Raw genomic sequence first — 25,516 nt, 5'->3', positions numbered from 1 at the left:
GGATCCTGAGCGATCGGACCCAGATCGGGGGCGGATGGGCTTTATTGCGCTTGCGGGGGCGCCAGGTCCGGGATGCGCGCGCCGCGAGCCAGCAGGCCGTAAGCCAGGCCGAGCAGGCCCACGGCCGCGCCGGTCAGCGTGACGCCGGTCCAGCCCGCGTGGGTGTAAATCCAGGCCGAGGCCAGCGAGCCCGCCGCGCCGCCGATGAAATAGCTGGTCATGTAGCCGGCGGTGAGGCGGCTGCGCGCCTCGGGACGAAGCCGATAGATGGCGCTCTGATTCGTGACGTGCACCCCTTGGATGGCCATGTCCTGGATCAGGATCCCCGCCAGCAGCGCCCACACCGAGCTCGCGCCCCAGGCCACGAACGCCCAGGAGCCGAAGAGCAGCAGCAGCCCCGCGCGGGTGGCGAGATTGCCCAGCCCGCGGTCGGTCAGCCGGCCGCAGCGGTTCGCGGCGAAGGCCCCGACGGCGCCCGCCAGGCCGAACAGACCGATCACGGTGTCGGAATAGCCGTAGGCCGGACCCGCCAGCAGAAACGTGAGCGGCGTCCACAGCATGCTGAACGAGGCGAACAGCAACGCGCCGATCAACGAACGCGCGCGCAGCAGCGGCTCGTCGCGATAAAGATGCAGGATCGACAGCAGCAGTTGCGGGTAGCCGAGGCCGGCCGGGCTGCGGTGGCGCGGCAACACGCGCCACAGGGCACCCGCCATCGCGAACAGCAGGATCGCGGCCACCCAATAGATGGTGCGCCAGCTGCCGAGGTCGGCCAGCGCGCCGGCCGCCGTGCGCGCCAGCAGGATGCCCAGTAGCAGGCCGCTCATGATGGTGCCGACGACGCGGCCACGTTCGTGCGGCTCGGTCAGCGTGGCGGCGAAGGGCACCAGCACCTGCGCCACGACGGACAGCATGCCGCTCACCGCGGTGCCGAACATGAGCCATCCGATGCTTTGCGCCGACGAGGAGATCAACAGCCCGACGGCCGAGAGCGCGGTCATGGACACGATGAGCGCGCGGCGCTCGAGCATGTCGCCCAGCGGCACCAGCAACACCAGCCCGGCGGCGTAGCTCAGCTGCGCGATCGTGACGATGCTGCCGGCGCCGGCGGTGGACAGGCCGAATTGCTGACCGATGGTGTGCAGCAGCGGTTGGGCGTAGTAATTGCCGGCCACGGCGAGGCCGGTGGCGACCGCCATCAGCAACACGATCGGCGCCGACAGATTGGCGGGACGTTGCGCCGTGCTCTGCGTGGCGCTCATGCTGCGAGCCCTCCGGGCGCGGCGCCGTCATGTTCGATCAGCATGCGCTTGAGCAGACCCGCGAGCTGGCGGCGTTCGCTCGCCGAGAGCGGAGCCAGCAGGCCGTCGAGCTCTTCGAGGTAGTCGTTGAGCGCGCGTCGGATGAGGCGCAAGCCCTCGGGCGTGAGCGACACGATGACGCTGCGGCGATCCTCCGGATTCGGATGCCGGGCGATCAGGCCGGCCTCTTCGAGCCGGTCGAGCCGGTTGGTCATGGCGCCCGCCGACAGCAGCAGAGCGCTGACGAGCTGTTGCGGACTGAGCCCGGCATGCGCGCCGCTGCGATGCAGGGTCGCGAGCAGGTCGAACTCGCCCTGCGTGAGGCCATGGGACTTGAAGGCGCGGTCGACGCCGCGCGCGGCCACGATGCCCAGGCGGAACAGGCGCGAGCACACCGCCATTGCGCTGACGTCCAGATCGGGACGTTCGCGGTTCCAGTCGGCCAGAACCCGGTCTACGTGATCATGCATGATGAGAAAGTATTTTGACGTAAAGTATTTTTATATCAAAATAAATTCCCGGTTCGCAACACGGTCTTTGTCGGACGTGCGCGATTCGGCAGCTGAAAAAAGAAGAGCCCGCCTTGAGGGCGGGCTCTTCCCGGTTTGACCGGAAGACGTCGTGCTTACTGAGCGGCGTCTTTCAGCTTCTTGAGCGGGCGAACCTTGACCTTGACCGAAGCGGGCTTGGCCGGGAACCAGCGCTCTTCGCCGGTGAACGGATCCTTGCCGAAACGCTTGGCCTTGGCGGGAACCTTCTGCACCGAAACCTTGAACAGGCCGGGCATCGTGAATTCGCCAGCGCCCTTCTTGTCGATCGAACCCAGCACGGCGCTTTCGAGGGTGGCCAGAACGGCCTTGACCGACTTGGCTTCCACGCCGGTGTTTTCAACCAGGTGAGCGATCAGTTGCGACTTGTTCAGCGCAGCCTTGATGGGACGGGCGGCGGCCGGAGCGGCAGCGACCTTCTTCACGACAGCCTTGGTGGCAGCCTTCTTGGCGGGGGCCTTGGCGGGTGCCTTGGCGGCCTTGGCCGGAGCCTTGACGGCCTTAGCCGGCGCCTTGGTGGCGGCCTTGGTCACTTTCTTGGCGGGAGCTTTTGCTTTGGTAGCCATGGTCAAAATCCGTATGTTGGGTATATGAGGCAGCGTTGTGCCGGAAATCCGGCAATAGACACTACGCGCCCGATGATAGCGGAATCTCCCGTGTGTGCACGTCTTTTTTGCGAGAAGAATGCCTATGGCATGATGTTTTGCATGGAAAGCGTTGCGCGCGCACTGCTGCGCGCGTGCGCGGCGCGTTGCCGGCGGCATCGTTGCCAGCGCGGCGCGGGCGGGGTTAAGCTGCCCGCCGGATGTCTGCGGGCTCTGCCCCGAAGGAGTTTTTGTCGTGCATGCACGAGTCAGCGCGCTGTTTGGAAGCTGGGTACGCGAGGTGTCGCCACAGACGTTGCGCGCCGATGCGTGGGCCGGTCTGCTCGGTGCGTTGCTGGTGTTGCCGCAAGGCGTGGCATTCGCGTTGCTGGCAGGGCTGCCGCCGCAATACGGCCTCGCCAGCGCGATCGTGCCTTGCATCATCGCGGCGCTGTTCGGTTCGAGCCGTCATGTGTTGTCAGGCCCGACCAATGCCAATTCGCTAGCGCTGTTCGCCGTGCTCGCGCCGATGGCGGCGGTGGGGTCGCCCGGCTATATCGAACTCGCACTGGCCGTGACCTTGCTTGTGGGATTGCTGCAGTTGGCCGTGGCGGTGCTGCGCCTGGGCGTGCTGGCCAATTTCATTTCGCCGTCGGCGTTGTTCGGGTTCACCAGCGGCGCGGCGCTTCTGATCGCGTTGCATGCGGCCAAGGACGCGCTGGGCCTGCGCGGTATCGATGCGCATGGCGCGGGCGTGCTGCTCTGGACGCTCGGCGCGGAAATCGGACAATCGAGCTGGGCCGCGATCATGGTCACCGTCGTGACGATGGGCGCCGCGTTGCTCGTCAAACGCTGGGACCGGCGCAAGCCGCACATGCTGGCCGGGCTGCTGGCCGGCACCGCCTGCGGCGCGCTGCTGCAGGCCGCCGCCAACGCCGACATCGCGGTGCTGGGTTCGGTGGGAAGCCCCTGGCCGACGTTGCACGTGCCGCAGGTCGACTGGCGCCTGTTGCCCGACATGCTGGGCGTGGCGGTGCCGCTCACCATCATCGCGCTGGCGCAGTCGATCTCGATCGCCAAGGCCATCGGCCAGCGCTCGGGTCAGCATATCGACGCCAATCGTGAGTTCTTCGGGCAGGGCTTGTCCAATGCGGTGGGCGGACTGTTCTCCTGTTATCTGTCATGCGGTTCGCTGAACCGCTCGGTGCCCAACTACGAAGCGGGCGCGCGGACCCCGCTGGCGGGCGTGTTCGCGGCGCTGCTGCTGATCGTGCTGGTGGCGCTATCGGCGCCTTTGCTCGCGCACATCCCGTATGCCGCGATCTCGGGGCTGCTGTTGCTGGTGGCGTGGGGTCTGTTCGATCTGGCGCGCTGGCGCTGGCTCTGGCGCACCGAGCGCAACGAGGCGCTGATCGCGTTGGTCACGCTGATCGCCACGGTCACGGTGCGCATGGAAGTGGCCATTCTGCTGGGCACGCTGTTGTCGCTCACCGCCTATCTCTATCGCACATCACGCCCGGCCATGCGCACCATGGGGTTCGAGGCGGGCGACCCGGAGCGGCACTTCGCGGTGCTGGAAGGGCAAAGCACCGCGTTGCCCGAGTGTCCGCAACTCAAGCTGCTGCGCATGGAGGGATCGATCTATTTCGGCGCGGCGGCCTATGTGACCGAGCGGCTGCAGATGCTGCGCGATGCCCCGGGGGCGCAGCGCCATCTGCTGGTGATGACCAAGAGCATGAACTTCATCGACGTGGCGGGCGCGCAGGTTTGGGAAGACGAACTCGCGCGCCGGCGCGCGATGGGCGGCGACCTGTACTTCCATCGGCCGCGTCCCGAAGTGCTGGGCAAGTGGGAGCGGACGGGGTTCGTGCAACGCCTGGGCGCCGACCACATCTTCCGCGACAAGGCGAGCGCGATCGCGCAGATCTACGAGCGTCTGGATCCCGAGATTTGCCGCCGCTGCACGGCCCGCATCTTCAAGGAGTGCGGACCCGCAGGGACGGCCCATCAGCGCGCCTGCGCGTCCGACGGCCAATCCTGAAGCACGGGGCCCGCGTCGGGCGTCCAGGTGTCCGCGGGTCGTGTCACCGGCGTGGCGGGTCGCACGAGATGTGAGGACGTGGCGGGGCGAGGCTGGGCCGGTGTGGCGCCCGCTTTGCCGGGCGTCGTGGGCGCGGCGTCAGCCGCCGCGTCGCTGGCGGCGTTCTGTGCCGGCGCGTTCGGTGCCGGTGCGGCCGTTGCCGCGGGCGCGGTGCGCGCACGGCCCTCGCCGCGCAGGCGGCGCACATCGTGGTCCAGCGGTTGCAGGCGTCCGCCTTCCTGATAATTCACGCTGTTCACCGCGGCCGGGGGCGGCGCGCCGGTGAGCAGGCCGGTGTAGACGCCGAGCGTCGATTGATGATCGAGCGGGCGATAGTGAATCGTGGCGACCGGCGTGTCGACCCGCAGTCCTGAAAACGCCTCTGCCAGCTGCGCGCTGTCGGTCGTCTGCGCCACGCGCAGGCCGGCGGCAAAGGACTGGATCGCGGCGTAGCCCAGCAGTGCCGACGCGGTGGGCGTTTCGCCATGGCGCTTGCGATAGGCCTCGACGAAGGCCTGCGCGGCGGGGCTGGCGATACCTTCCCAGGCGTAGCCCGTCACGAGCCAGCCGGCGGGGAGGCCGGCGACCGCAGCGCCAGCGTTGGGAGAGGTCGGTACGGTGGCGCCCGGCGCGGGGCTGCCCGGCGCGGGGGCGCCCGTCGCGGGGCTGCCCCTCGAAGGGACGCCCGGCGCGGGGCTGCCCGCCGCGGGGACGCCCGCCGCCGGCATTCCCGCCCCCCCTTCCAATGCGGCGATGGCGTCGGGGTTGGCGGCGTCCAGGGCCACCACGGCGCGGCCGTCGAACAACTGGCGCGCGTAGCCCGCGTGGGCGAAGCGCGCGAGGCCGGCGGCGTCCAGGTCGAGAAACAGCGCGTCCGGGCGCGCATCGGCGAGCGCACGCACCGTTTCGTCGAGCGCCTTCGCGGTCGTAGGCAGCGGCTGGGTGGCCACGAACTCGATGTGAGACTGGAACGCCTGCATGACCGAGCGGAAGGCGGCGGCGCTCTCGCGCCCGGCTTCGTCGTCCCGGTGCACGATCGCCCAGCGTGTCTTGCGCTGCCCCAATGCCTTGGGCGCCACGGCCGCCACGCGCATGCGCACCGACGGCGGCAGGCGATAGGTGTAGCGGTTGTTGCGTGACCAGGTGAGGGCTTCGCCGCGCGCCAGCGTCGCCAGATACAGGATCTGATGTTCGCCCGCGTAGGCGGACAGCGCACCGGCGGTGGCCTCGGAGGCGCCGCCCATCAGCGCCACGACGCCTTCGCGGTCGGCCAGCTCGGCCGCCAGGCGGGCCGTTTCCTGGGCCTGGCCGCCGTCTTCGCGTGTGACGACCTGCAGCTTGCGTCCCAGCACGCCGCCTTCGGCGTTGAGAGCCTCGAGCGCGAGCTGCCAACCCTTGCGGTAGGCGGCTTGCGCCGGATCCTGGCGGCTGCCGATGATGTCGCCCAGACGAATCGGCGGTGGCGTGGCGCCCGCCGGCATGCGCGCGGCCGGCGCCTGGGGCGCGGAGGTCGCGCTGGCCGTGGCGGCGCCGAGCATCAGGGTGGTGGCGAAAAGCGCGATCACGAATCGAAACGGCATGGCGGTGGCGGCGTGGCGGGGACAGCTAACGGCGGGACGGCGGCGATGGGATCGGGCCGGCGCAAAAGCAAACGGCCTCGCGAAGAGCGAGGCCGTCAGCATACGACTGAACCGGAATCCAGCTGAATTACTTCAGCTTGGTTTCCTTGTAGTCAACGTGCTTGCGAGCGACGGGATCAAACTTCTTGATCAGCATCTTCTCGGGCATGTTGCGCTTGTTCTTGGTGGTCGTGTAGAAGTGGCCCGTGCCGGCAGTCGACTCGAGCTTGATCTTTTCGCGGATACCTTTGGCCATGTCGTGCTCCTAGTATGTAGATGTGGCGGTTGTGGGTCTGGTCTTGCTTAGACCGCTTCGCCGCGGGCACGCAGGTCGGCCAGGACGGCGTCGATGCCGTTCTTGTCGATCGTGCGGATGGCCTTGGTCGTCACGCGCAGACGGACCCAGCGGTTTTCGCTTTCAACCCAGAACCGGCGCGATTGCAGGTTGGGGAGGAAACGACGCTTGGTCTTGTTGTTCGCGTGCGAAACATTGTTGCCCACCATCGGGCCTTTGCCGGTAACTTGGCATACGCGTGCCATGGATGCACCTCTTGAGGTTTGTTCTTTGCCGGTGCAATTCAGGGGGGGGGCGTTGGGGAGATACAAGCTGCCGGCGAGAGAGTGTCGAGACTGCGACACGGCCGGCCACCCAACTGGTGGATGGGGAGGGCGCGTTTCGGTGCTGAATGCCGGCTTCGCGAGACCTCCGATAGCGTCGGTTGTCGCGAAGGGCGCACACCGGACGCTGCCGTCCTGTGCTTATACCCCGCTTTGCCCACCTTGCCTGAAACGATCAGTTCCGGCTCGGGGAAAAGTAGTGCTGACCACAAAGCATAGTAGCCGCGCACGGGAAATTACTGATTAGCCAGCGATTCTATATGGAGATGGGCGGGTGAGTCAAGCGCTGCGTTGCGAGCCGGCAGCGTGTCGCGCCGATGCCTCGGCGCGCCGTGCGCGCGGGTCCGACGCCCGCGGCCGCCACCACGCCGCGTCAGGCAGCGCGGGCGGCCCGGCGTGCGATGCGGCCGGCGGCCCAGGACAGGCAGGCGCAGGTGGCGAGCACCATCGTGAGCGGCAGCGCGCTTTCGGTCTGCCACAGGCTCACCACCACGCCGGCCAGCGCGCCGCACGACAACTGCAGCGTGCCCAGCATCGCGGACGCGGCACCCAGCCGCTTGCCCTGTTCGGCCAGGGCGAGCGCGGCGGAGTTGGGATTCACGAAACCCTGGCTGAACATATAGGCGATCAGGCAGGCCATCAGCACGGGCAGGCTCATCAGGCCGGCGAGCGTGAGCACCACCGCGGCCAGGCTGGCGATCGCCAGCGCGGTCTGGGCGCGCCGTTGCAACACCGGGGGCGCCAGGCGGCGCAGCAGCCGTGCGCTGATCTGCGAGCCCACGATCAGCGCGGCCGCGTTGGTCCCGAACAGCAGCCCATAGTATTGAGGCGGCACGCCGTAGAGCTCGATGAACACGCGCGGCGAGCCGATGATGTAGGCGAACATGCCCGCCTGCCCGAGGCCGCCTGCAAAGCTGTGGAAGATGAAGCCGCGATGGCGCAGCAGCGCCCAGTAGTTGCTGGCGATGATGCCCGGCCGCAGCGGCACCACGCGCTCCGGTGCCAGCGTTTCTTTCATGGTGAGCAGCGTGGCGACGAACAGCGTCAGGCCCGCGCCGAGCATGAACCAGAACATGCTGCGCCAGCCGACGAAGGCGAGCAATTGGCCGCCGACCAGCGGGGCCAGGATCGGGGCCAGTCCCATGATCAGCATGAGCAGGGACATGGCGCGTGCCGCGTCCTGGGTTTCGTAGTGGTCACGGATGACGGCGCGCGGAATCACCACGCCGGCCGCGCCGCCCAGCGCCTGTACCACGCGCCAGAGCGTGAGGGATTCGATGTCCGGCGCAAGCGCGCAGCCCAGCGACGCCACCATGTACAACACCAGGCCGCCCAGCATCGGCAGCTTGCGGCCGAAACGGTCGGCAAGCGGGCCGTAGAACACCTGCGCCATCGCCAGCCCGATCAGATAGGCCGCCAGCGTGCGCTCGACATCGCCGCGCGGCACGCCCAGGCTGGTGGCGATCGACGGGAACGCCGGCAGATACATATCGATGGAGAACGGGCCGATCGCGGTGAGCGCGCCCATGAGGATCAGCCAGCCGGGCAGGCTGCGGGAGAGTGATTCAGAAGACATGGAGAGGGGGGAGGGCAGAGCCGACCTGCGCGCAAACGTGCACAGGCGTTGTGGAGGATGGCGCGGCTTTGTTGCACGGCGCGCGCCAAGCGACCCAATGTATCACGGGCCACCTTACGTTTGAATTGCAACATCCGGACGGTAGATTCGAGCGCGGGGCCGGGGTCGCCGGCCCGGCTCATCCAAACCGGAGGCACGCATGAACCCGCTGCTGTCGCTTGTCGAACGCAAACTGGAGGCGCTGCCTCTGCCGGTGCAACTGCAGATGCCCGACGGCCAGGTCGCGGGGCGCGGGCCGGCGCGCCTGCGCTTCGTGGTGCACGAGCGGCGCGCGCTGGCGCCGCTGGCGCGCGGCGACATCGGCTGGCTGGCACGTGATTACGTCGAAGGCCGGATCGACATCGACGGCAGCATGCGCGACCTGATGGCGGTGGCGGCCGCGCTGTTGCCCGAAGATCCCGTGGATCCGCGGCCTCCCGGATGGCCGGTGAACCTGCTGCGCAGGCTGCGTTCGCTGTTGCGCCACGCGCCCGGCCGGGACGCGCGCCAGATCGCCTTTCACTATGACCTCTCTGACGATTTCTACGCCCTGTGGCTGGATCCGCGGCGGGTCTATTCGTGCGCGTATTTCAACGAAACCGGCTGCACGCTGGCACGCGCCCAGGAGGCCAAGCTCGACCTCATCTGCCGCAAGCTGCGGCTTGCGCGCGGCGAGCGCTTTCTCGACGTGGGGGCGGGCTGGGGCGGTTTGCTGTTGTGGGCCGCGCGGCATTACGCCGTGCAGGCCACCGGCATCACGCTGTCGCGCAACCAGCAGGCGCACGTGCAGCGCGAGATCGATGCGCAGGGGCTGACCGGGCAGGTGCGCATCGCGTTGCAGGACTACCGCGAGCTCGAGGCCGATCCGCCGTTCGACAAGATCGCGTCGGTGGGGATGTTCGAGCACGTGGGGCGGGCCCGCCTGGACGCGTATTTCGCCACCCTGCGCGGCCTGCTGCGCCCGGGCGGACTGATTCTGAACCACGGCATCACGGCCGCCGGCGTGCACAACGCTGAGCTCGGACGCGGCCTGGGCCAGTTCATCGAGACCTATATCTTCCCGGGCGGCGAGCTCACGCATATCTCGCACGTGCTCGCCGCCGTGACGGGAGGCCGGCTCGAAACGCTGGATGTTGGAGAACCTGCGCCCGCATTACGCGCGCACCCTGTGGGCCTGGAGCGACGCGCTCGAGGCGCGCCTGCCGCAGGCCGCGGCGATTCTGGGAGACGGCCGGGGCGAGCGGGTGCTGCGGGCGTATCGGCTGTATCTGGCGGGCTGCGCGATGGCGTTCGAGCAGGGCTGGGTGGCGCTGCATCAGGTCCTGGCCAGCACCCTGGCCACCGGGCGCAGCGACGAGCTGGACATGCCGCTCGACCTGTCTTATCCCTGGCAGCGCGGTTACATGTATCGCTGATCTTGCCGTTTCGGGTCGTTTCGGCAGCCAAAACCGACCCGGAATTCGCTGAAATCGAAACTTGAAGAAACTGAATGTATCCATGCCATGTTGCAGCGCAATAGCAGGGAAATGGCCCCGATTCTTCAGTAAGAATCGGTGTTAACCCGGTCCGAAAAATGGGCGCATGTAACGGGTTGTGTGGGTGCCAGGGTTGGGCTGTTGAGCAAAATCGGCTAACATGCAGTCTTCTTCGTTGAGTTTCTTTCAATTTCCTGCGCTTAACATGCCGGCCTCGCGCCGCCCTGTTGTGCGCTGTCTATCAGGTCAACGGTGTCCACGATACCGGTACCTGCTGTAAGTGTCGGTCTGTATTGGCGGCTCTGCCCGTCTTCCGCACACCCCCCTTAGCTACACGGCATAGGCCGGCGGCGCACGCCAGCCCTGTGTCCTTGAACCTATGGAGGCAAAAGCCAATGCGTTTCACCCCCGTCAAGACCCTGGCCGCTACGGCCATGATGTTTGCTTTCGCCGGCGCCGCTCAGGCCGCCGACGCCAAATGCGAACTCGATCGTCCCATCAAGTTTGGTGGCATGAACTGGGAATCCAATCTCGTCATCACCGACGTCGAGCGCTTCATCATGGAAAAGGGCTACGGCTGCAAGACGGAAGTCCTGCCGACCGAAACCCTGCCGGCCCTGGCCGCCCTCGAGCGCGGCGACCTCGATGTGAACTCGGAAATCTGGCTCAATAGCGTGGCCGATCCCTGGGAACGCGCCGAGAAGACCGGCAAGGTCAAGCGCGTGGGCGATGTGTTCATGGGCGGCGAAGCCTGGTTCATCCCCCGCTACACGGCCGAGCGCCTGCCCGAGCTGAAGTCCGCGGCGGACCTGCCGAAGTTCAAGGACGAGTTCAAGGATCCCGAAGAACCCTCGAAGGGCCGTTTCTATGGCTGCCCGGCAGGCTGGGGCTGCGAAGTCACGAGCAACAACCTGTTCCATGCGCTGAAGCTGGACGACAGCTACACCCTGTATTCGCCGGGCACCGGCGCCGCGCAAAAGGCGGCGCTCACGTCGGCCTACAAGCGCAAGCAAAACGTGGTGTTCTATTACTGGTACCCCACGCCGCTGGTGGGCGCGCTCGATCTGGTCAAGCTCGACATGCCGCCCTACGATGCAGAAAAGCACAAGTGCCTGACGGCGACCAAGTGCGAGAACCCGCAGCCCAGCGCCTACCCCGAAAACCCCGTGTTCACGGCCGTGAATACCAAGTTCTCTCAGGATGCGCCGCAGCTGACCGAGTTCCTGTCCAAGGTGTCGCTGCCGCTGGACCAGGTGAACGAAACGCTGGCCCACATGGAAGAGTCGGGTGACGACTCCGCCGACGTGGCGCAGTGGTTCCTGAAGAACAAGGCCGACGTCTGGACCAAGTGGGTCCCGGCCGACGTCGCCAAGCGCGTGCAGGCCGCCCTTTAAGGCCCGCACCCCCGGCACGGCGTTCTTGCGGACGCCGTGCCGTTTATGTCCGAACCACGGCGCTGGCCATGCCAGCGCTGTCATTGCCCCGTCCCCGCCGCATCCCGTTCCAACGATGCGCGCCGCGCGGACACCGGGGCGGCCGCTCCCGGCCGCATCCCCGGGGCATTGCTGAAGTGTGTGTGTGTTGTCTGAGTGCGTGTCCGGAGTCGGCGCGCTCACGCCTGCCGGCACTTCCTGATAAGGAGTCGTCCGATGTTTCCTGAACTGATTCCCGCGCGCGCGGTGCGCGGGGCTATTGATAATTTCGTCGACCATCTGGTGGCGAACTATGCCGACACGCTCGAAACCATGGCGAGCCCGGTGCTCAAGGCACTGGTGTGGCTTGAGCAATTGCTGCGTCAATCTCCGTGGTGGGCCGTGGTCGCGGTCACGGTGGCGATCGCATGGCTGGTCAGCCGACGTATCGGCCTGAGCATTGCCATGGGGGCGCTCCTGTGCGCGATCGGTCTGCTGGGTCTGTGGGACGCCGGCATGCAGACGCTGGCCCTGATGATCATGGCCGCCGGCCTGTCGGTGTTGATCGGCATTCCGGTGGGCATTCTGATGGCCCGCGTGAACTGGCTGCGCGCCATCATGACGCCGATCCTCGACGTGATGCAGACGATGCCGAGCTTCGTGTATCTGATCCCGGTCGTGATGCTGTTCGGGCTGGGCAAGATCCCCGCCATCATCGCCACGGTGATCTACGCGGTGCCGCCGCTCATTCGCCTGACCGACCTGGGCATCCGCCTGGTCGACCGCGAAGTGCTCGAGGCCTCGCGCGCCTTCGGCGCCAATTCGCGCCAGCAGCTGTTCGGCGTGCAACTGCCGCTGGCCATGCCGAATATCATGGCCGGCATCAACCAGACGACCATGATGGCCCTGTCGATGGTGGTGATCGCCTCGATGATCGGCGCACGCGGGCTGGGCTACGAAGTGCTGCTCGGCATCAACCGTCTCGAAGTGGGCCGTGGCCTGCTGGCCGGCCTGGGCATCGTCGTCCTCGCCATTCTGTTTGACCGCATCACCCAATCGTATGGGCAACGCGTACGTACCGGAGGCCAACGATGAGCAAGATCGAAGTCAAGAACATCTACAAGATTTTTGGTCCGAACCCGGGCAAGTGGCTGGAAGCCGCGCAGAGCGGTATCAGCAAGGAAGACCTGCTGGCCAAGAGCGGCCACACGCTGGGCCTGCGTGACATCAGCCTGTCGATCGAAGAAGGCAGCATCTACGTGATCATGGGCCTGTCGGGCTCGGGCAAGTCCACGTTGATCCGCCACTTCAACCGGCTGATCGAGCCCAGCGCGGGCCACATCCTGGTCGACGGCGTGGACGTGGTGAGCCTGAGCAAGCGCGAGCTCGAGAATTTCCGCCAGAAGAAAATGAGCATGGTGTTCCAGCGCTTCGGGCTGTTTCCGCACCGCACGGTGCTGGATAACGCGGCCTACGGCCTGACCGTGCAGGGCGTGAACAAGACCGAGCGCGAGCAGCGTGCCCGCCATTGGCTGGAGCAGGTCGGGCTGGCGGGCTTCGAAATGCAGTACCCGCATCAGCTCTCGGGCGGCATGCAACAGCGCGTGGGCCTGGCCCGGGCGCTCGCCACCGATGCCGAGATCCTGCTCATGGACGAGGCCTTCTCGGCGCTCGATCCGCTGATCCGGCGCGAGATGCAGGATCACCTGCTGGCGCTGCAGGCCAAGCTCAACAAGACCATCGTGTTCATCACGCACGATCTCGACGAAGCGCTGCGCCTGGGCAACCGCATCGCCATCCTGAAGGACGGCGAGCTGGTGCAGGAAGGCACGCCCGAAGACATTCTGCTCAATCCGGCCAACGACTACGTGCAGTCGTTCCTGCAGGACGTGAACCGGACCAAGGTGCTCAACGCGGCCCACGCGGTGAATCCTTCGCGCCTTACGCTCACGATGCGTTCGCGGCCGGCTCACTCGCTGGACCGGATGCAGGCGCTCAACTACGAGTACGCCCCGGTGCTGGATGGCAAGCGCCTGGCCGGGATTCTGACGGAGGCGCGTGCGCGCGAAGCCATCGAGGCCGGCGTGCGGGACGTGTCGGGCTATATCGACGATCTGGCGTCCGTGCCGGCATCGGCCGGTCTGGGCGAGGTGCTGGCGCAGCTCGTGCACAGCGACCAGCCGGTGGCGGTGCACAACGACGATGACGAGTTCATCGGCATGCTGTCGCGCAAGAAGGTGGTCGAGCTGGTCACGCCCGTGCTGGTCGAGGGCGAAGCCAACGCCGCCGCGGGCGAGCCGCCGACGGCCGCCGGCGCGGTGGCCGCCAACGCGGTGGACGGGCAGGCCCACGCCGGGGCGGCCCCTGCCGGAGCGGCTTCTGCCGGCGCCGCGGCGCAGACCGAGCAGGGCAAGGCCGCCTGACCGTCAGCGCGTTATTGTCCGCCTCAAGAGAAAGCCGGCCCCGCGCCGGCTTTTTCTCGCCGGTCGCCGATGGGCAGCACGGCGGGCAAGCGGATATGATGGGCCTCGCCCGAGGGCCGCCTCCCGGGACCCGACGTTTCGTTCAACTTTCATCCGCTCATCGTCATGCCCATTCTCAACGTTCAGATCGTGCAAGGCCACTCGGCCCAACAAAAAACCGCGCTGCTCCAGGCCACGACGCAGGCCGTGTGCGAGAGCATCGCCGCGCCGCTGTCCAGCGTGCGAGTGGTGCTCGAAGAGGTCGATCCCGCGCACGTGATCGTGGCGGGCGAGCTCGGCAAGCCGATGGCGCTGGTCGAAGTGGCCCTCATCAAAGGCCGCACCGAAGCGCTGAAAGAAGCCCTGATCGGCGCACTCAATCGCGCCGTCTGCGACAGCATCGGCATCTCGGGCGCCGATGTGCGGGTGGTGCTCACCGACGTGCCGAAGATCAATATGGGCGTGGCCAACGGCGTCAGCGCCAAGGCCGCCGGCCGTTAATCGGCGGCGATCCTCACCGGCACCGACTTCGCCGCCGGGGTCATGCTCTCGCGGGCGTACTGCCAAAGCGGAATCAGGGCATTGCACTCCGGGTAGTAGGCGGCGCAGGTGCCGGGCGGCAGATCGTAGTCGATGACGTCGAAGCCGCCCATGCTGCGCGCGACGCCGTCATCGACCGCGGTCGTCAGGCGCACCTTGGCGTGCCGCGCGATGCCGAGGCGTTCGCGATCCTGGCGATTCATCATCACGATCATGCGCGTGCCGCGTATGCCGCGCAGGCGATCGTCGTTGCCGTACACGGTGGTGTTGAACTGATCGTTCGAGCGCAGCGTCACGAGTCGCAGCACGTCCGGATCCGCGCCATCGTCGAAGCTGGCGTTCAGCATCCCGGGCACCTTGAAACAGGCCTTGCCCGCGTCGGTCAGCCAGCGCCGCTCACGGGCGGCGACAGGCCGCGGAAAGCCGCCAGGCTGGTCCAGCCGCGCATTGAAATCGCGGAAGTCTTCCGGAAACGTGGCCTCGATGGCCTCGCGCACCTGCCCGTAATCCGCCGCCCAGATGTCCCACGGGGCCTTGTCCGCATCGGGCAGGCAGGCCTTGGCCAGGCGCGCCACGATGCGGGTCTCGGACATGAGATGCGCGCTCGCGGGTGGATGCCGGCCGCGCGAGGCGTGGATGCACGTCGTCGAGTCTTCCATCGTGACGATCTGCGGGCCGCTGGCCTGCATGTCGATCTCGGACCGCACCAGCGTCGGTAGCAGATACGTCGTGCGCGCCGTGATCAGGTGCGTGCGGTTGAGCTTGGTCGCGATCTGCACCGACAGGTCGAGGTCGCGCCATTTGCGTTCCATCAGTTCGCGCTCGGGCACGGCGCGTACGAAGTTGCCGCCCAGGCCGATGAACGCCTGCAGCTCGCCGCTTACAACGGCTTCGCATGCCTGTACCGTGTTCAGGCCGTCCTCGCGTGGCGGTTCGAAGCGGTATTGCCGCGCCAGACGGTCGAGCGGCACCAGCGCCGTGCGCTCCGCGATGCCGACCGTGCGCTGGCCCTGCACATTCGAATGGCCCCGCACCGGGCAGATGCCCGCGCCCCGGCGGCCGATGTGGCCGCGCATCAGCAGAAGATTGACGAGCATCTGCACGTTTTCGACGCCGTAGCGGTGCTGGGTGAGACCCATGCCGTAGATGGCGATCACGGCGCGTGCGCCGGCATAGGTGCGCGCGGCCGGCTCGAGCGCGGCGCGCGGCAGGCCGGATTCGCGTTCGATGTCATCCCAGGAGGTGGCACGCAGATGGGCGGCAAAGGCTTCGAAGCCGGTGGTGTGTTCGGCGATGAAGGACTCGTCGATGACGCCGGGTTCGCCGCGCGCGCGTGCCGCCTGGTGCCAGTCGAGCAGCAGCTTCGCCATGCCCATCAGCGCCGCGATGTCGCCGCCCGCCCGCACCTGGTGATACTGCGTGGCGATCTGCGTGGCCTTGTTGCTCAGCATCTGGCCGGGGTCCTGCGGATTGACGAAGGCCTCCCAGCCGCGCTCGCGCAGGGGGTTGAACACGATGATGGGCACGTCGCGCTCGCGCGCCTGCTGCAGGTCGTGCAGCAGGCGCGGCGAGTTGGTGCCGACATTCTGGCCGAACGACAGGATGCAGTCCGTGTGGTGGAAATCCTCCAGCAGCACGGTGCCCACCGGCGTGCCCAGGCTCTCCGCCAGCGCCACCGAGGTGGTCTCGTGGCACATGTTCGAGCTGTCGGGCAGGTTGTTGTTGCCGTACATCCGCGCCAGCAGTTGATACATGTAGGAGGTCTCGAGCGAGGCCCGGCCCGAGGCGTAAAACACCACGCGCGCGGGATCGTAGCCCTTGAGCTTGGCGCCGATGTCGGCGTAGGCCTCGTCCCAGGTGACCTCGACATAGCGGTCCTGCGTGGCGTCGTAGCGCAGCGGGTGGGTGAGGCGGCCTTCGTGCTCAAGATCGTGGTCCGACCAGCGCAGCAGCTCGCTGACCGTGTGACGGGCGAAGAAGGACGGGGGCGCGCGGCGGGTGGTCAGGTCCCAGAAGGTGGCCTTGGCGCCGTTTTCGCAGAATTCCGCCGTGTGCGGCTTGCCCGGCTTGGCCCAGGCGCAACTGGTGCACATGTAGCCGCCCGTTTTATTGTGGGCCGCGACGAGGCCCGGCACGCTGTGCACGGCGCGTTGCCGGGTCGCGTGCTTGACGAGCGACTTCACGGAACCCCAGCCTCCCGTGGGTTGATCGGTGGGGTGGTGCCATTTCTGATCGGACATGCGCTGCCTCCGGTGCCGGCCGCCCGGCGCGCATGCACGGGCGGGGGTGAACAGGCTGACGCGGGCGCGGCTCCGGACCGGAGCGCGCCGTTCAGAAATGCGTCAGGAACCGTAGGGCAGCACCTCGCGTGCCTGGCCCGGCCCGGTCGTGCCTGCCGGGCCGGGCAGGGGCGCCGGCCGGGTGCTCAGGCCGTCAGCACCGCGCGGCCCACCACCCGTCCCGCCACGAGCGCGGCGAGCACCTGATCGGCCTGATCCAGGGGGTGGCGGTGCACCGGAATCGGCTTGATGCGTCCGTCGCTGACCAGCACCATCAGCTCGCGCAGTTCCTGCAGGCTGCCGACGTAGCTGCCGATGATGGAAATCGCGCGCATCGGAATCAGCGCGAGCGGCCAGGTCGCGCCGCCGCCGAACAGACCCACGATGACCAGCTTGCCGCCCTTGATCAAGGTGTCGAAGGCCGTGCCGGTGGTCGCCGGGGCGCCGACCAGGTCCAGCGCGGCCTGCAGCGGCTTGCCGCCGGCCGCCGCGATGATCTGCCGGGCCGCGTCGGGCGCCGCGCCGTCGATGGCGGCCAGGGCACCGGCCGCGAGCGCGGCGTCGCGCTTGGCGGGATCGATGTCGACCACGATCGCGCCCTGACCGCCGAGCGCCCGCAGGATCTCCACGGCCATCAGGCCGAGGCCGCCCGCGCCGAAGATGACGATGGGGTGGTTGCGGTAGATGTCTTCGCCGATCTTGCGCAGGGCGGAGTAGGTGGTGAGGCCGGAGCAGGCGTAGGGCGCCGCGGTGGCGGGATCGAGGGTGCCGATGTCGATCAGGTAACGCGCGTCGGGCACCAGCAGGTAGTCGGCATAGCCGCCCGGCCGGTAGACGCCCAGGTAGCGCGGCGCGGAGCAGTGGTTTTCCTGGCCGCCCTGGCAGGCGGGGCAGGCGCCGCAGCCGATCCAGGGATAGACCAGATAGTTGCGCCCGATGTGGATATGGCTGGCGTCCGGGCCGACGGCGCTGACGGTGCCGGCCGTTTCGTGGCCCAGCGTGAGCGGAAGCACGACGCCGCGCTCCTGGATCGACAGACGCTTGCCCTGACCCAGGTCATAGCCGCCTTCCCAGAGATGCACATCGCTGTGGCACACGCCGGCGGCGCGTACCTGCAGCAGCACCTGTGCGCCTTCCGGTTTCGGCGTGTCCTGCTCGAGCCGCTGCAACGGTTGGTGGAAGTCGACCACGCAATAGCATTTCATGTCTTGCTCCTCCGCTCTTATATCTTCCGGGGCATGGCGTACCCGGGGGCGTCGAGCGAGCGTCGGGCACGCGATCGTGCGGCACCAGAATCGGACTGGGGCACGAGGGACAGAATACGATAGAACGCGCCGCCGCAAGCCTGGGTCATACCCGGTATCCGCGCGGTCCTGGGACGTCCGTGGCGTGCACATCCGCGCCGGCCCGGCGCGCGGGCGCGGGGCCCCGGCGAGTATGATCGACGCAGCAAACCACCCCGGATGACCAAGGAGGCAAGACCATGAATGACGTAGTCGTAGTGGCGGGCGCACGCACCGCGATCGGCGATTTTGGCGGCGCACTGAAAGACGTGGCACCTGTCGACCTGGGCGCCCTGGTCATCCGCGAAGTGCTCGAGCGCGCGCAGGTCGGCGGCGACGAGGTCGGCCACGTGGCGGTGGGGCATGTGATCAATACCGAGCCGCGCGACATGTACCTGTCGCGCGTGGCGGCGATGAACGCCGGCATCGCCAAGGAAACGCCCGCCTTCAACGTGAATCGCCTGTGCGGTTCGGGCCTGCAGGCCATCGTGTCGGCCGCGCAGACGATCCTGCTGGGCGACGCGCGCATCGCGGTCGCCGCAGGAGCCGAGAGCATGAGCCGCGCGCCGTATATCGCGCCGGCACAACGCTGGGGGGCGCGCATGGGCGACAGCACCATGATCGACATGATGACGGGCGCGCTCTCCGATCCGTTCGGCCGCATGCACATGGGCGTGACCGCCGAGAATGTGGCCGCGCGCTTCGGCATCAGCCGCGCCGACCAGGACGCGCTTGCCGTCGAGTCGCATCGCCGCGCGCATGCCGCCATCGAGGCGGGCCATTTCCGCGAGCAGATCGTGCCGGTCAAGATCAAGACGCGCAAGGGCGAGGTCGTGTTCGACCGCGACGAACACGTGCGCGGCGATGTCACCGCCGAGGGCCTGGCCACGCTCAAGACCGTGTTCCAGAAAGAGAACGGCACGGTCACCGCCGGCAATGCCTCGGGACTGAACGACGGCGCGGGCGCGGTGGTGCTGATGCACGCCGAAGAAGCGGCGCGCCGCGGCGCCAGGCCGCTGGCGCGGCTGGTGGCCTACGCCCATGCGGGTGTGGACCCCGAAATCATGGGCATCGGCCCGGTGCCGGCGACGCAGGCCGTGCTCAAGCGCGCGGGCCTGACGGTGCAGGATCTGGACGTGATCGAGGCCAACGAGGCGTTCGCGGCCCAGGCCTGCGCGGTGTCGCGCGAGCTCAAGCTGGATCCGGCCAAGGTCAACCCGAACGGCAGCGGCATCAGCCTGGGCCATCCGATCGGCGCTACGGGCGCCATCATCACGGTCAAGGCGCTCTACGAACTGCAGCGCGTGCAGGGCCGCTACGCGCTCGTCACGATGTGCATCGGCGGCGGGCAGGGCATCGCGGCGATCTTCGAGCGGGTCTGAAGGCGGCGGCCACGGTCCGGCGGAAAGCCGGGCGGCCCGCCCCGGGATCGCCCGCCGCGGGACCGCCGGCCGCTAGCGGCCGAGCGCCGCGATCACGTCGGCGCTGGCCACCGCCTTGCCGAAATGCCGTTCGAAATGGCTGTTGGCTCCGTAGAGCACATTGCGCCGGTGCGCCGGATCGCGGAAGTGGCGGGCGTGCACCGTATAGGCGTATTGCAGCAGCCGCGCGGCGCCCGCTGTGTCGAACGTGGCCATCACCCCCTGCAGATCGGGGGCGAGCACGGCGGGGGCGGCCGGTGCCACGAAGAGCCCCAGCTGCATCCGGGTCAGCGGCTTGACCTGATACAGCGTCGCGCAGGCACTGTCGAGCCGGTCGCGCGCATCGCAGGCCAGCAGCGCGATGCATTTCTGCACCATCAGGCTGACCCGAAATTCCGACCCCGGCTCCGATAGCGCGATCCCCTGGTCGAACAGGCTTTCGGCCTCGTCGATGCGCCCGGCATGCATGTGCATCGGGGCCAGGGTGGCGAATGCGGCCGCGAAGGCCGTGCTGCGTTCGAAGGTCTGGCGCGCCAGGCGCTCGGCCAGCGCATCGTGGCCGCGATTGACGAAGTAGAGTGCGCGCGCCACGCTCAGGACCAGCAGCGGATCGTCCTGCACGCGGGGCAGTGCGCCCAGCACCAGCGCCTCGATCTCGGCTTCCATTGCCTCCCATGACGCGTCGCCGGGCGCGTCGGCGCCGCCGCCCAGCACCATCCGGCTCAGCAGTGCCAGGGCCTGCATCACGGCAAGCCGCGGATCATCGGGATGCTCGGCACGCTCGCGGGCGATACGCGCTTCGTTCGCGCTCCACGTCTGCGGCGAGTCGGTCAGCATGAGTGCGCTTTCGTGCAGCAGCAGGTCCAGCGGGCGGTCGGTCGGCGTGGCCTGCGTGGCGTTCAGCGCGCCGTGCTGCCACAGGGCATGCAGGACCTGCTGCGCCAGGGCCGCGAGCGCGTCGCGAGTGTCGGACGCGGACAGTGTGGCGCGGAAGGTGCGCACGATCTGGCGCGTGGCGACATGGCGCAGCACCAGCGCGAGGTGCGCCTGAGGCTGATCGAACGCCGTGTGCACGCTGGTCTCCAGCGTATAGCGGGCGGTCTCGAGCAGGGCTTCCTGGGCCGGGCCCGGCAGATCGGGATGGGCGCAATGGACCTGCGTATCCGCATGGCTGGCGCGCTGCAGCGCCCGGGCCAGCTGTGCGGCCAACTCGGCGTTGCCGCCGTGGTTGGGCCCCACCACCAGAAACGGCGGGCGCGCCGCCGCGGCCTGGGCCGGGAGCGCCGGGCGGGCGATCCAGTAGTAGCCCTCGCCATACTGGGTGGCGATGAAGCGCGGCGTGCGGGCCGAGTCGCGCAGCTTGGTGCGCAGGCGATTGACGACGAAGTCGACGTTGCGATCCGCCGATTCGTTGCCGTCGCTCGCCAGCGCGTCGGCCAGCGCGGCGCGGCTGAGCAGACGCGGCGCCTGGCCGATGAGCTGCTCGAGCAGCGCGCGCTCCTTGCGCGAAAAACGGATCACGCTGCCGTCATCGCCGTGAGCGGCGAGCCAGTTGGGATCGAACACCAGATCGTGGAATCGCATGCCGGGACGGCTTCCGCGAATCAGGCGGAAGGCCAGGTGGCGTGTTCCTCGAACGCCGTGTCGCCCCAGGGCGACATGATCTCGGTGCAGCCCTGGTTGCCTTCGCCGTCGCGCAGCACGCCGGCGGGGCAGGCAAACGCATAGGGATAGCAGGTGCGCTTGGCGAGTGCGTGCGGAAAGCGTTCGGCGATGGCGGCCTGCACCGCGGGCGGCAGCGCCGGATCGATCATGATGGTCTCGGTGCTGGCGTCGATACGGGCGTGGTGGAACGCGTCTTCGAGCGACAGGCCGTAGTCGACCAGGAACGACACCAGCTGCATCACCGCGGGCAGGATCTTGCGACCGCCCGAGGCGCCGAGCGCGAAGGCGCGGCCGTTGTGCTGGCCCACCACCGGGCAGATGTTCATCAGGCAGCGCTTGCCGGGCCCGAGGGAGTTGGGTTTGCCCGGTTCGGGATCGAACCACATGATGCCGTTGTTCAGCAGCATGCCGGTGCCGGGCGACACCACGTGCGAGCCGAAGGCCGAAAGCAGCGTCTGCGTGACCGCGCACATGTTGCCGTGGCGGTCGACGACGCTGAAGTGCGTGGTGCAGGCCGGCGCGCGCGGGTCTTCGTTGTCGCCCATGTTGCCGAGCCGCCATTCGTATTCGTCGCGCAGCACCTTGGCGTAGGCCAGATAGGTGTCGGCGTCGGGATGGCCGTGCGGTTCGATCAGCGTTTCGAGACGGCCGAGGCAACGCGCCAGGCTGGGGCCGGCCGTCATTTCGGGCGTGACATGGATCACGCCGCCGCGGTAGGCGACACGTTGCGGTTCGAGCCATTGGGCGCGGTAGTCGAGCAGGTCGCGCAGGGCCAGGAAGCCGCCTTTGCGCTGGACGTCGTTCACCAGCGTGGCGCCGATGTCGCCGCCATAGAACGCGCCTGCGCCTTCTTCGGCAAGCTGGGCGAGGGTGAGCGCCTGCTGGGTGAGGGCGATGCGGTTGTTTTCGGCCGTGGCCCAGTTGCCGGCCTTGGGCCATTGGCCCTCATCGAGAAACATGCGCGCGGCATCGGGGTCGCGCGACAGCCAGCGCGCCGAGCCGGTGATCATGAGGGTCGTGTACCAGTCGAGCGCCAGCCCGGCTTCGGCCAGGGTCACGGCAGGCTGCAGCACTTCGCCCCACGACAGCCGGCCATAGGCGGCGTGGGCTTCGCTCATGCCCGCCACCACGCCGGGCACGGCCACGGCCTTGGCGCCGCGGCAGTTCATGTCGTCGACCACGGCGGGCCAGGGGAAGAGGTCGGCCGACACCTGGCCGCCGCCCGCCAGCGGGTACGCGGCGGGATCGAGCGCGGCCGGAGAGCGCATGCCGAAGTGCACGACGCGCGCCCGGTCTTCGTCGGCGCGGTAGATCACCATGGCGCCGCCCCCCATCGGGCCGCTCATCCAGGGCTCGACCACCCCCGCCGCGAACGAGGTGGCCACGGCGGCATCGACCGCGTCGCCACCGGCGGCCAGCACCGCCGCGCCCGCTTCGGCGGCCTTGCGGTGCTGCGAGGCCACCACGCCGCCGTGGGTGCGCAGCACAGTTTTGCGTATGGTTTGCGAGGACGAGAAATTGTCGGACACCGCGGTACTCCTTCGCTCGAAACGTCGCCGGGACGGAGCGGCCATTATGGACCAAGCGCTTTTCCCGTGCGCGTATTGCGGGCGCTCAGCGGACTTGCGCAGCAGACGCGCGTCGCGCAGCGGATGCGTGCGCCACCCGCGCCACCGGCGCTCGCTACAATCGCCCGATGGCCAAGCACAACAAACCTTCCGAGCACGATCAACCTTCGCTTTCCGAAGCGGATGGCGTGCGCTATCTGCATTTCGGCACCGAATGGATCCAGGGCGCGATGCGCATCAAGGATCCCCACGAACTGGTGCTCGAATACACCGCCCAGATGATGGGCTGGCTGCTGTTCCTCGAACCGTCCCGCGAGCAGTCGATCGGGCTGCTCGGTCTGGGCGCCGGGTCGCTGACCCGCTTCTGCCTCAAGCACACGCGCAGCGAACTCGATGTCGTGGAATGGAACCCGCAGGTCACGGCGGTCTGCCAGATGTTTTTCCGCCTGCCCACGCCCAAGCGGCTGGCGGTCCACCATGACGACGCCGCCCTGTGGGTGGCGGATCCGCTCAATGCCGGGCGCTGCTCGGTGCTGATGGTCGATCTCTACGATGCGGCCGCCCGGGGGCCCGTGCGCGACAGCGTGGCCTTTTACCGCGACTGCCGTCGCGTGCTGGGCGAGGTGGGCGTGCTCACCGTGAATCTGTTCGGCCAGCACGACAGCTTCGACCGCAACATCGACAATCTGATGGAAGCCTTCGACGGCCGCATCATGCCGCTGCCCGAGGTCGACGCGGGCAACCGGATCGTGCTTGCCTTCACCGGGCCGCCGCTGGCCGTCACGCCGGCCGATCTGCTGGCGCGCGCCGAGGTCGTCGAGTCGCAATATGGGCTGCCGGCACGGCGCTGGGCCCGTGCCCTGGTCCGTCACGCGTCGGACGGCGTGCTGCATCTCTGAGGCGGGTCTTACATTCAGCGGAGGGCGTGCGCCGGAAGGCCCACGCCCTTTTTTTTGTTCTAAGGGTTTGTCCTGATCTCGCCAGGACTAGCCGCCTGCGGGAGGGGGGCGTACGATGGTTGTATTCATAATTATGAATTACGCGCCATGGATATCGCCCCCGCTCCGATCGTTCGGCAGGCTCTGTACCTGGAGGTGGCCGATCGCCTGCGCGACATGATTCGGACCCAGGCGCTGGAGAGTGGCCAGTGGATCGACGAGGTCCGCCTCACCGGCGAACTGGGCATCTCGCGTACGCCGTTGCGCGAAGCGCTCAAGGTGCTGGCCAACGAAGGCCTGGTCCGTCTGGAGCCGCGCCGCGGCTGCTTCGTCAACGAAGTCTCGGTGCAGGATCTCGAGCAGATTTTCCCGCTGATGGCCATGCTGGAAGGGCGGTGCGCCCACGAAGCGGCCCTGCGGGCGACGGACGCGCAGCTTGCCGCGCTGGCGCCGTTGCACGAGGCCCTGCAGGCGCATGCCAGCGCCGGCCGCATCGACGCCTACTACGAAACCAATTACCAGATTCACGTGGCGACACAGGCCCTGGCCGACAACCGCTGGCTTTCCGACATGGTCGACGGGCTGCGCAAGGTCCTGAGCCTGTTCCGCCACAAAAGCCTTTCCCTGCCCGGCCGCATTCAGGAATCCTGCGCCGAGCATCTCGCCATCTACGCCGCGCTCAAGGCGCGCGACCCCGAGGGGGCCGAAGCGTTGGCGCGCAAGCATCTGTTGCGCCAGCTCGACGCGCTACGCACTCTGGCGCGCGCCGGCTCGCGCACGCCGACCGACATCATCCAGGAGGACCCGTCCCATGCCAGTACACGACTCGCTCGTTCCCGCACGCGTCGCGCCAACGCCTGAGGCGGACCTCGACCGCCCCGAGGCGGGTGAACAGGCCGGCCTGATGGCGCGGCTGGGCCGCCTCTGGGAACGCAACCCGCTGCCGCCCGCCGCCGACATCGAGGCGCTCTTCACCGCGCGTCTGACCGACGTGCGCGCCAACAAGCTGGCGCGTGCCTGGTGCGCGGCCTATCACGAGGGCGACGCGAAGCGCCAACGCGCACTGCTGAGCGGGCTGGTCCAGGGACACGGCGCGCAGAAGCAGCCCGCCGAGTCCGCGGTGCGTCTGTTCAAGCGTTTCAATGCCTTGCCCGATGGCCTGCGCTTTCTGGTGTCGCTGCGGGCCGACATGCTGCGCTGGCGCAAGCAGGTGGCCGGCCTGCAGGCGCTCGACAAGGAGCTCGAAGCGCTGCTGTCGGCCTGGTTCGACGTGGGCCTGCTCACGCTGCGCCCGCTCACCTGGGATTCGCCGGCCTCGCTGCTCGAGAAGCTCATCATCTACGAGGCCGTGCACGAAATCCGCTCGTGGGACGACCTCAAGCATCGTGTCGCGGCCGACCGCCGTTGCTATGCCTATTTCCACCCGCAGATGCCGGACGTGCCTCTCATCTTCGTGGAGGTGGCGTTCGCGCCGCAGATGGCCGACAACGTGCAGGTCCTGCTCGACATGGCCGCGCCCGCCCAGGATCTGGCCAAGGCGCGCTGGGCGATCTTCTATTCGATCTCGAACACCCAGGCGGGCCTGCGCGGCATCAGCTTCGGCAACTTCCTGCTCAAGCGCGTGATCGAGTCGCTCGTCGACGAGCTGCCGCAGCTGAAGTCGTATGCCACGCTCTCGCCGATCCCCGGCTTCGCCGACTGGCTGGCCAAGCTGCCGGCCGCCGAGGTTGAAGCGATCGTGCGCGACACCAAGAAGGTGCGTGCCGGTGCGCCGGACGGCGCGCGTTGGGTGGAACGGCTGCGCCGGGCTGCTCAGGGCAAGCCCTCCGAGGTGGTGCAGCGCGCCGGTTTCAAGCTGGCCGCGCACTATCTGCAAGAGATGAAAAACGACATGCCGCTCGACCCGGTGGCCCGTTTCCATTTGGGCAACGGCGCCCGCATCGAGCGCCTGAACTGGGCCGCCGACCTGTCCGCCAAGGGGCTGAGCCAGTCCTGCGGCATGATGGTCAACTACGCCTACGTGCTGGCCGACCTGGACGACAACCTCGCGCGCCTGCAGGATGGCAAGCCCGTGATCAGCCGTTCGATCGCCCGCGTGGGCTAGCGCG

The 25,516-nt window shown here is 68.1% G+C and carries 20 protein-coding genes and 1 pseudogene; 10 read left to right on the top strand and 11 right to left on the bottom strand.

The window, feature by feature from the left end; all coding sequences use genetic code 11:
- Positions 1-41: 41 nt before the first annotated feature.
- The 3 genes from CEK29_RS13485 to CEK29_RS13475 form a co-directional block, all read right to left on the bottom strand.
- A complete protein-coding gene (locus tag CEK29_RS13485; RefSeq protein ID WP_094800751.1) occupies positions 42-1,262 on the bottom strand; it encodes an MFS transporter in 1,221 nt (406 codons plus the stop codon).
- Positions 1,259-1,771 (bottom strand): MarR family winged helix-turn-helix transcriptional regulator, encoded by a 513-nt coding sequence (locus CEK29_RS13480; protein WP_094858426.1) that lies wholly within the window; start codon positions 1,769-1,771, stop codon positions 1,259-1,261. Before CEK29_RS13480 ends, CEK29_RS13485 begins: the two co-directional genes overlap by 4 nt.
- Positions 1,772-1,926: 155 nt before the next feature.
- Positions 1,927-2,415: an HU family DNA-binding protein gene (locus CEK29_RS13475; protein ID WP_094858425.1), complete on the bottom strand. Its 489-nt coding sequence runs from the start codon at positions 2,413-2,415 to the stop codon at positions 1,927-1,929.
- A 274-nt stretch (positions 2,416-2,689) separates the two neighbouring features.
- Between CEK29_RS13475 and CEK29_RS13470 the strand changes: the two genes are divergently transcribed.
- A complete protein-coding gene (locus tag CEK29_RS13470; RefSeq protein WP_249279065.1) occupies positions 2,690-4,474 on the top strand; it encodes a SulP family inorganic anion transporter in 1,785 nt (594 codons plus the stop codon).
- Here CEK29_RS13470 and CEK29_RS13465 read toward each other — a convergent pair.
- The 4 genes from CEK29_RS13465 to CEK29_RS13450 form a co-directional block, all read right to left on the bottom strand.
- Positions 4,441-6,093 (bottom strand): ABC transporter substrate-binding protein, encoded by a 1,653-nt coding sequence (locus CEK29_RS13465; protein WP_176456904.1) that lies wholly within the window; start codon positions 6,091-6,093, stop codon positions 4,441-4,443. The two genes, CEK29_RS13470 and CEK29_RS13465, sit on opposite strands and share 34 nt — an antisense overlap.
- A gap of 127 nt (positions 6,094-6,220) precedes the next feature.
- Positions 6,221-6,388 carry a 50S ribosomal protein L33 gene (rpmG, locus tag CEK29_RS13460; protein ID WP_003810296.1) on the bottom strand — a complete coding sequence of 56 codons (168 nt, stop codon included), beginning with the start codon at positions 6,386-6,388 and terminating at the stop codon, positions 6,221-6,223.
- Positions 6,389-6,435: 47 nt separating this feature from the next.
- Positions 6,436-6,672 (bottom strand): 50S ribosomal protein L28, encoded by a 237-nt coding sequence (gene rpmB, locus CEK29_RS13455; RefSeq protein WP_026349988.1) that lies wholly within the window; start codon positions 6,670-6,672, stop codon positions 6,436-6,438.
- A gap of 451 nt (positions 6,673-7,123) precedes the next feature.
- Positions 7,124-8,326, bottom strand: a complete 1,203-nt coding sequence (locus CEK29_RS13450; RefSeq protein WP_094800743.1) for a Bcr/CflA family multidrug efflux MFS transporter — start codon at positions 8,324-8,326, stop codon at positions 7,124-7,126.
- Between the two features lie 199 nt (positions 8,327-8,525).
- Between CEK29_RS13450 and CEK29_RS13445 the strand changes: the two are divergent.
- The 5 genes and pseudogenes from CEK29_RS13445 (at position 8,526) to CEK29_RS13425 (ending at position 14,215) form a co-directional block, all read left to right on the top strand.
- Positions 8,526-9,780 (top strand): annotated as a pseudogene (locus tag CEK29_RS13445) (class I SAM-dependent methyltransferase).
- 455 nt (positions 9,781-10,235) lie between these two features.
- Positions 10,236-11,234 carry an ABC transporter substrate-binding protein gene (locus CEK29_RS13440; RefSeq protein WP_094800739.1) on the top strand — a complete coding sequence of 333 codons (999 nt, stop codon included), beginning with the start codon at positions 10,236-10,238 and terminating at the stop codon, positions 11,232-11,234.
- 255 nt (positions 11,235-11,489) lie between these two features.
- Positions 11,490-12,347 carry an ABC transporter permease gene (locus CEK29_RS13435; RefSeq protein ID WP_094858423.1) on the top strand — a complete coding sequence of 286 codons (858 nt, stop codon included), beginning with the start codon at positions 11,490-11,492 and terminating at the stop codon, positions 12,345-12,347.
- The gene (locus tag CEK29_RS13430) at positions 12,344-13,675 is read left to right on the top strand and encodes a quaternary amine ABC transporter ATP-binding protein (protein WP_141218349.1); all 1,332 of its coding nucleotides are present in this window, start codon (positions 12,344-12,346) and stop codon (positions 13,673-13,675) included. The genes CEK29_RS13435 and CEK29_RS13430 overlap by 4 nt, the downstream gene beginning before the upstream one ends.
- Positions 13,676-13,840: 165 nt before the next feature.
- Positions 13,841-14,215 (top strand): tautomerase family protein, encoded by a 375-nt coding sequence (locus tag CEK29_RS13425; protein WP_094858422.1) that lies wholly within the window; start codon positions 13,841-13,843, stop codon positions 14,213-14,215.
- Here the strand turns inward: CEK29_RS13425 and CEK29_RS13420 are convergent.
- Entirely contained in the window at positions 14,212-16,494 is a 2,283-nt protein-coding gene (locus CEK29_RS13420; protein WP_094858421.1) for an FdhF/YdeP family oxidoreductase, read from the bottom strand. The genes CEK29_RS13425 and CEK29_RS13420 overlap by 4 nt on opposite strands.
- Before the next feature lie 185 nt (positions 16,495-16,679).
- A complete protein-coding gene (locus tag CEK29_RS13415; protein ID WP_094858420.1) occupies positions 16,680-17,738 on the bottom strand; it encodes an alcohol dehydrogenase in 1,059 nt (352 codons plus the stop codon).
- A gap of 278 nt (positions 17,739-18,016) precedes the next feature.
- Here CEK29_RS13415 and bktB point away from each other — a divergent pair, with 278 nt between their 5' ends.
- Entirely contained in the window at positions 18,017-19,198 is a 1,182-nt protein-coding gene (gene bktB / locus CEK29_RS13410) for a beta-ketothiolase BktB (RefSeq protein WP_094800729.1), read from the top strand.
- Between the two features lie 72 nt (positions 19,199-19,270).
- Here bktB and CEK29_RS13405 read toward each other — a convergent pair whose 3' ends face one another.
- Entirely contained in the window at positions 19,271-20,821 is a 1,551-nt protein-coding gene (locus CEK29_RS13405) for a winged helix-turn-helix domain-containing protein (RefSeq protein ID WP_094858419.1), read from the bottom strand.
- 20 nt (positions 20,822-20,841) lie between these two features.
- Complete coding sequence (locus tag CEK29_RS13400) at positions 20,842-22,431, bottom strand: gamma-glutamyltransferase (protein ID WP_094858418.1); 1,590 nt, start codon at positions 22,429-22,431, stop codon at positions 20,842-20,844.
- Between the two features lie 167 nt (positions 22,432-22,598).
- On the opposite strand from CEK29_RS13400, the gene CEK29_RS13395 reads away from it, so the two are divergent.
- The 3 genes from CEK29_RS13395 to CEK29_RS13385 all read left to right on the top strand — a co-directional run bounded on the left by CEK29_RS13395 (position 22,599) and on the right by CEK29_RS13385 (position 25,512).
- Positions 22,599-23,369, top strand: a complete 771-nt coding sequence (locus tag CEK29_RS13395) for a spermidine synthase (RefSeq protein ID WP_094858417.1) — start codon at positions 22,599-22,601, stop codon at positions 23,367-23,369.
- Between the two features lie 147 nt (positions 23,370-23,516).
- On the top strand, positions 23,517-24,269 hold the full coding sequence (locus CEK29_RS13390; protein ID WP_094858416.1) for a GntR family transcriptional regulator: 753 nt from the start codon (positions 23,517-23,519) through the stop codon (positions 24,267-24,269).
- Entirely contained in the window at positions 24,220-25,512 is a 1,293-nt protein-coding gene (locus tag CEK29_RS13385) for a malonyl-CoA decarboxylase domain-containing protein (RefSeq protein ID WP_094800724.1), read from the top strand. Before CEK29_RS13390 ends, CEK29_RS13385 begins: the two co-directional genes overlap by 50 nt.
- Positions 25,513-25,516: the final 4 nt, after the last annotated feature.

The organism is Bordetella genomosp. 5 (assembly GCF_002261475.1).
In the GTDB taxonomy this organism is placed as follows: domain Bacteria; phylum Pseudomonadota; class Gammaproteobacteria; order Burkholderiales; family Burkholderiaceae_B; genus Bordetella.
Note: the sequence above shows the minus strand (reverse complement) of the source record. Positions and strands in the feature narration are given on the sequence as shown.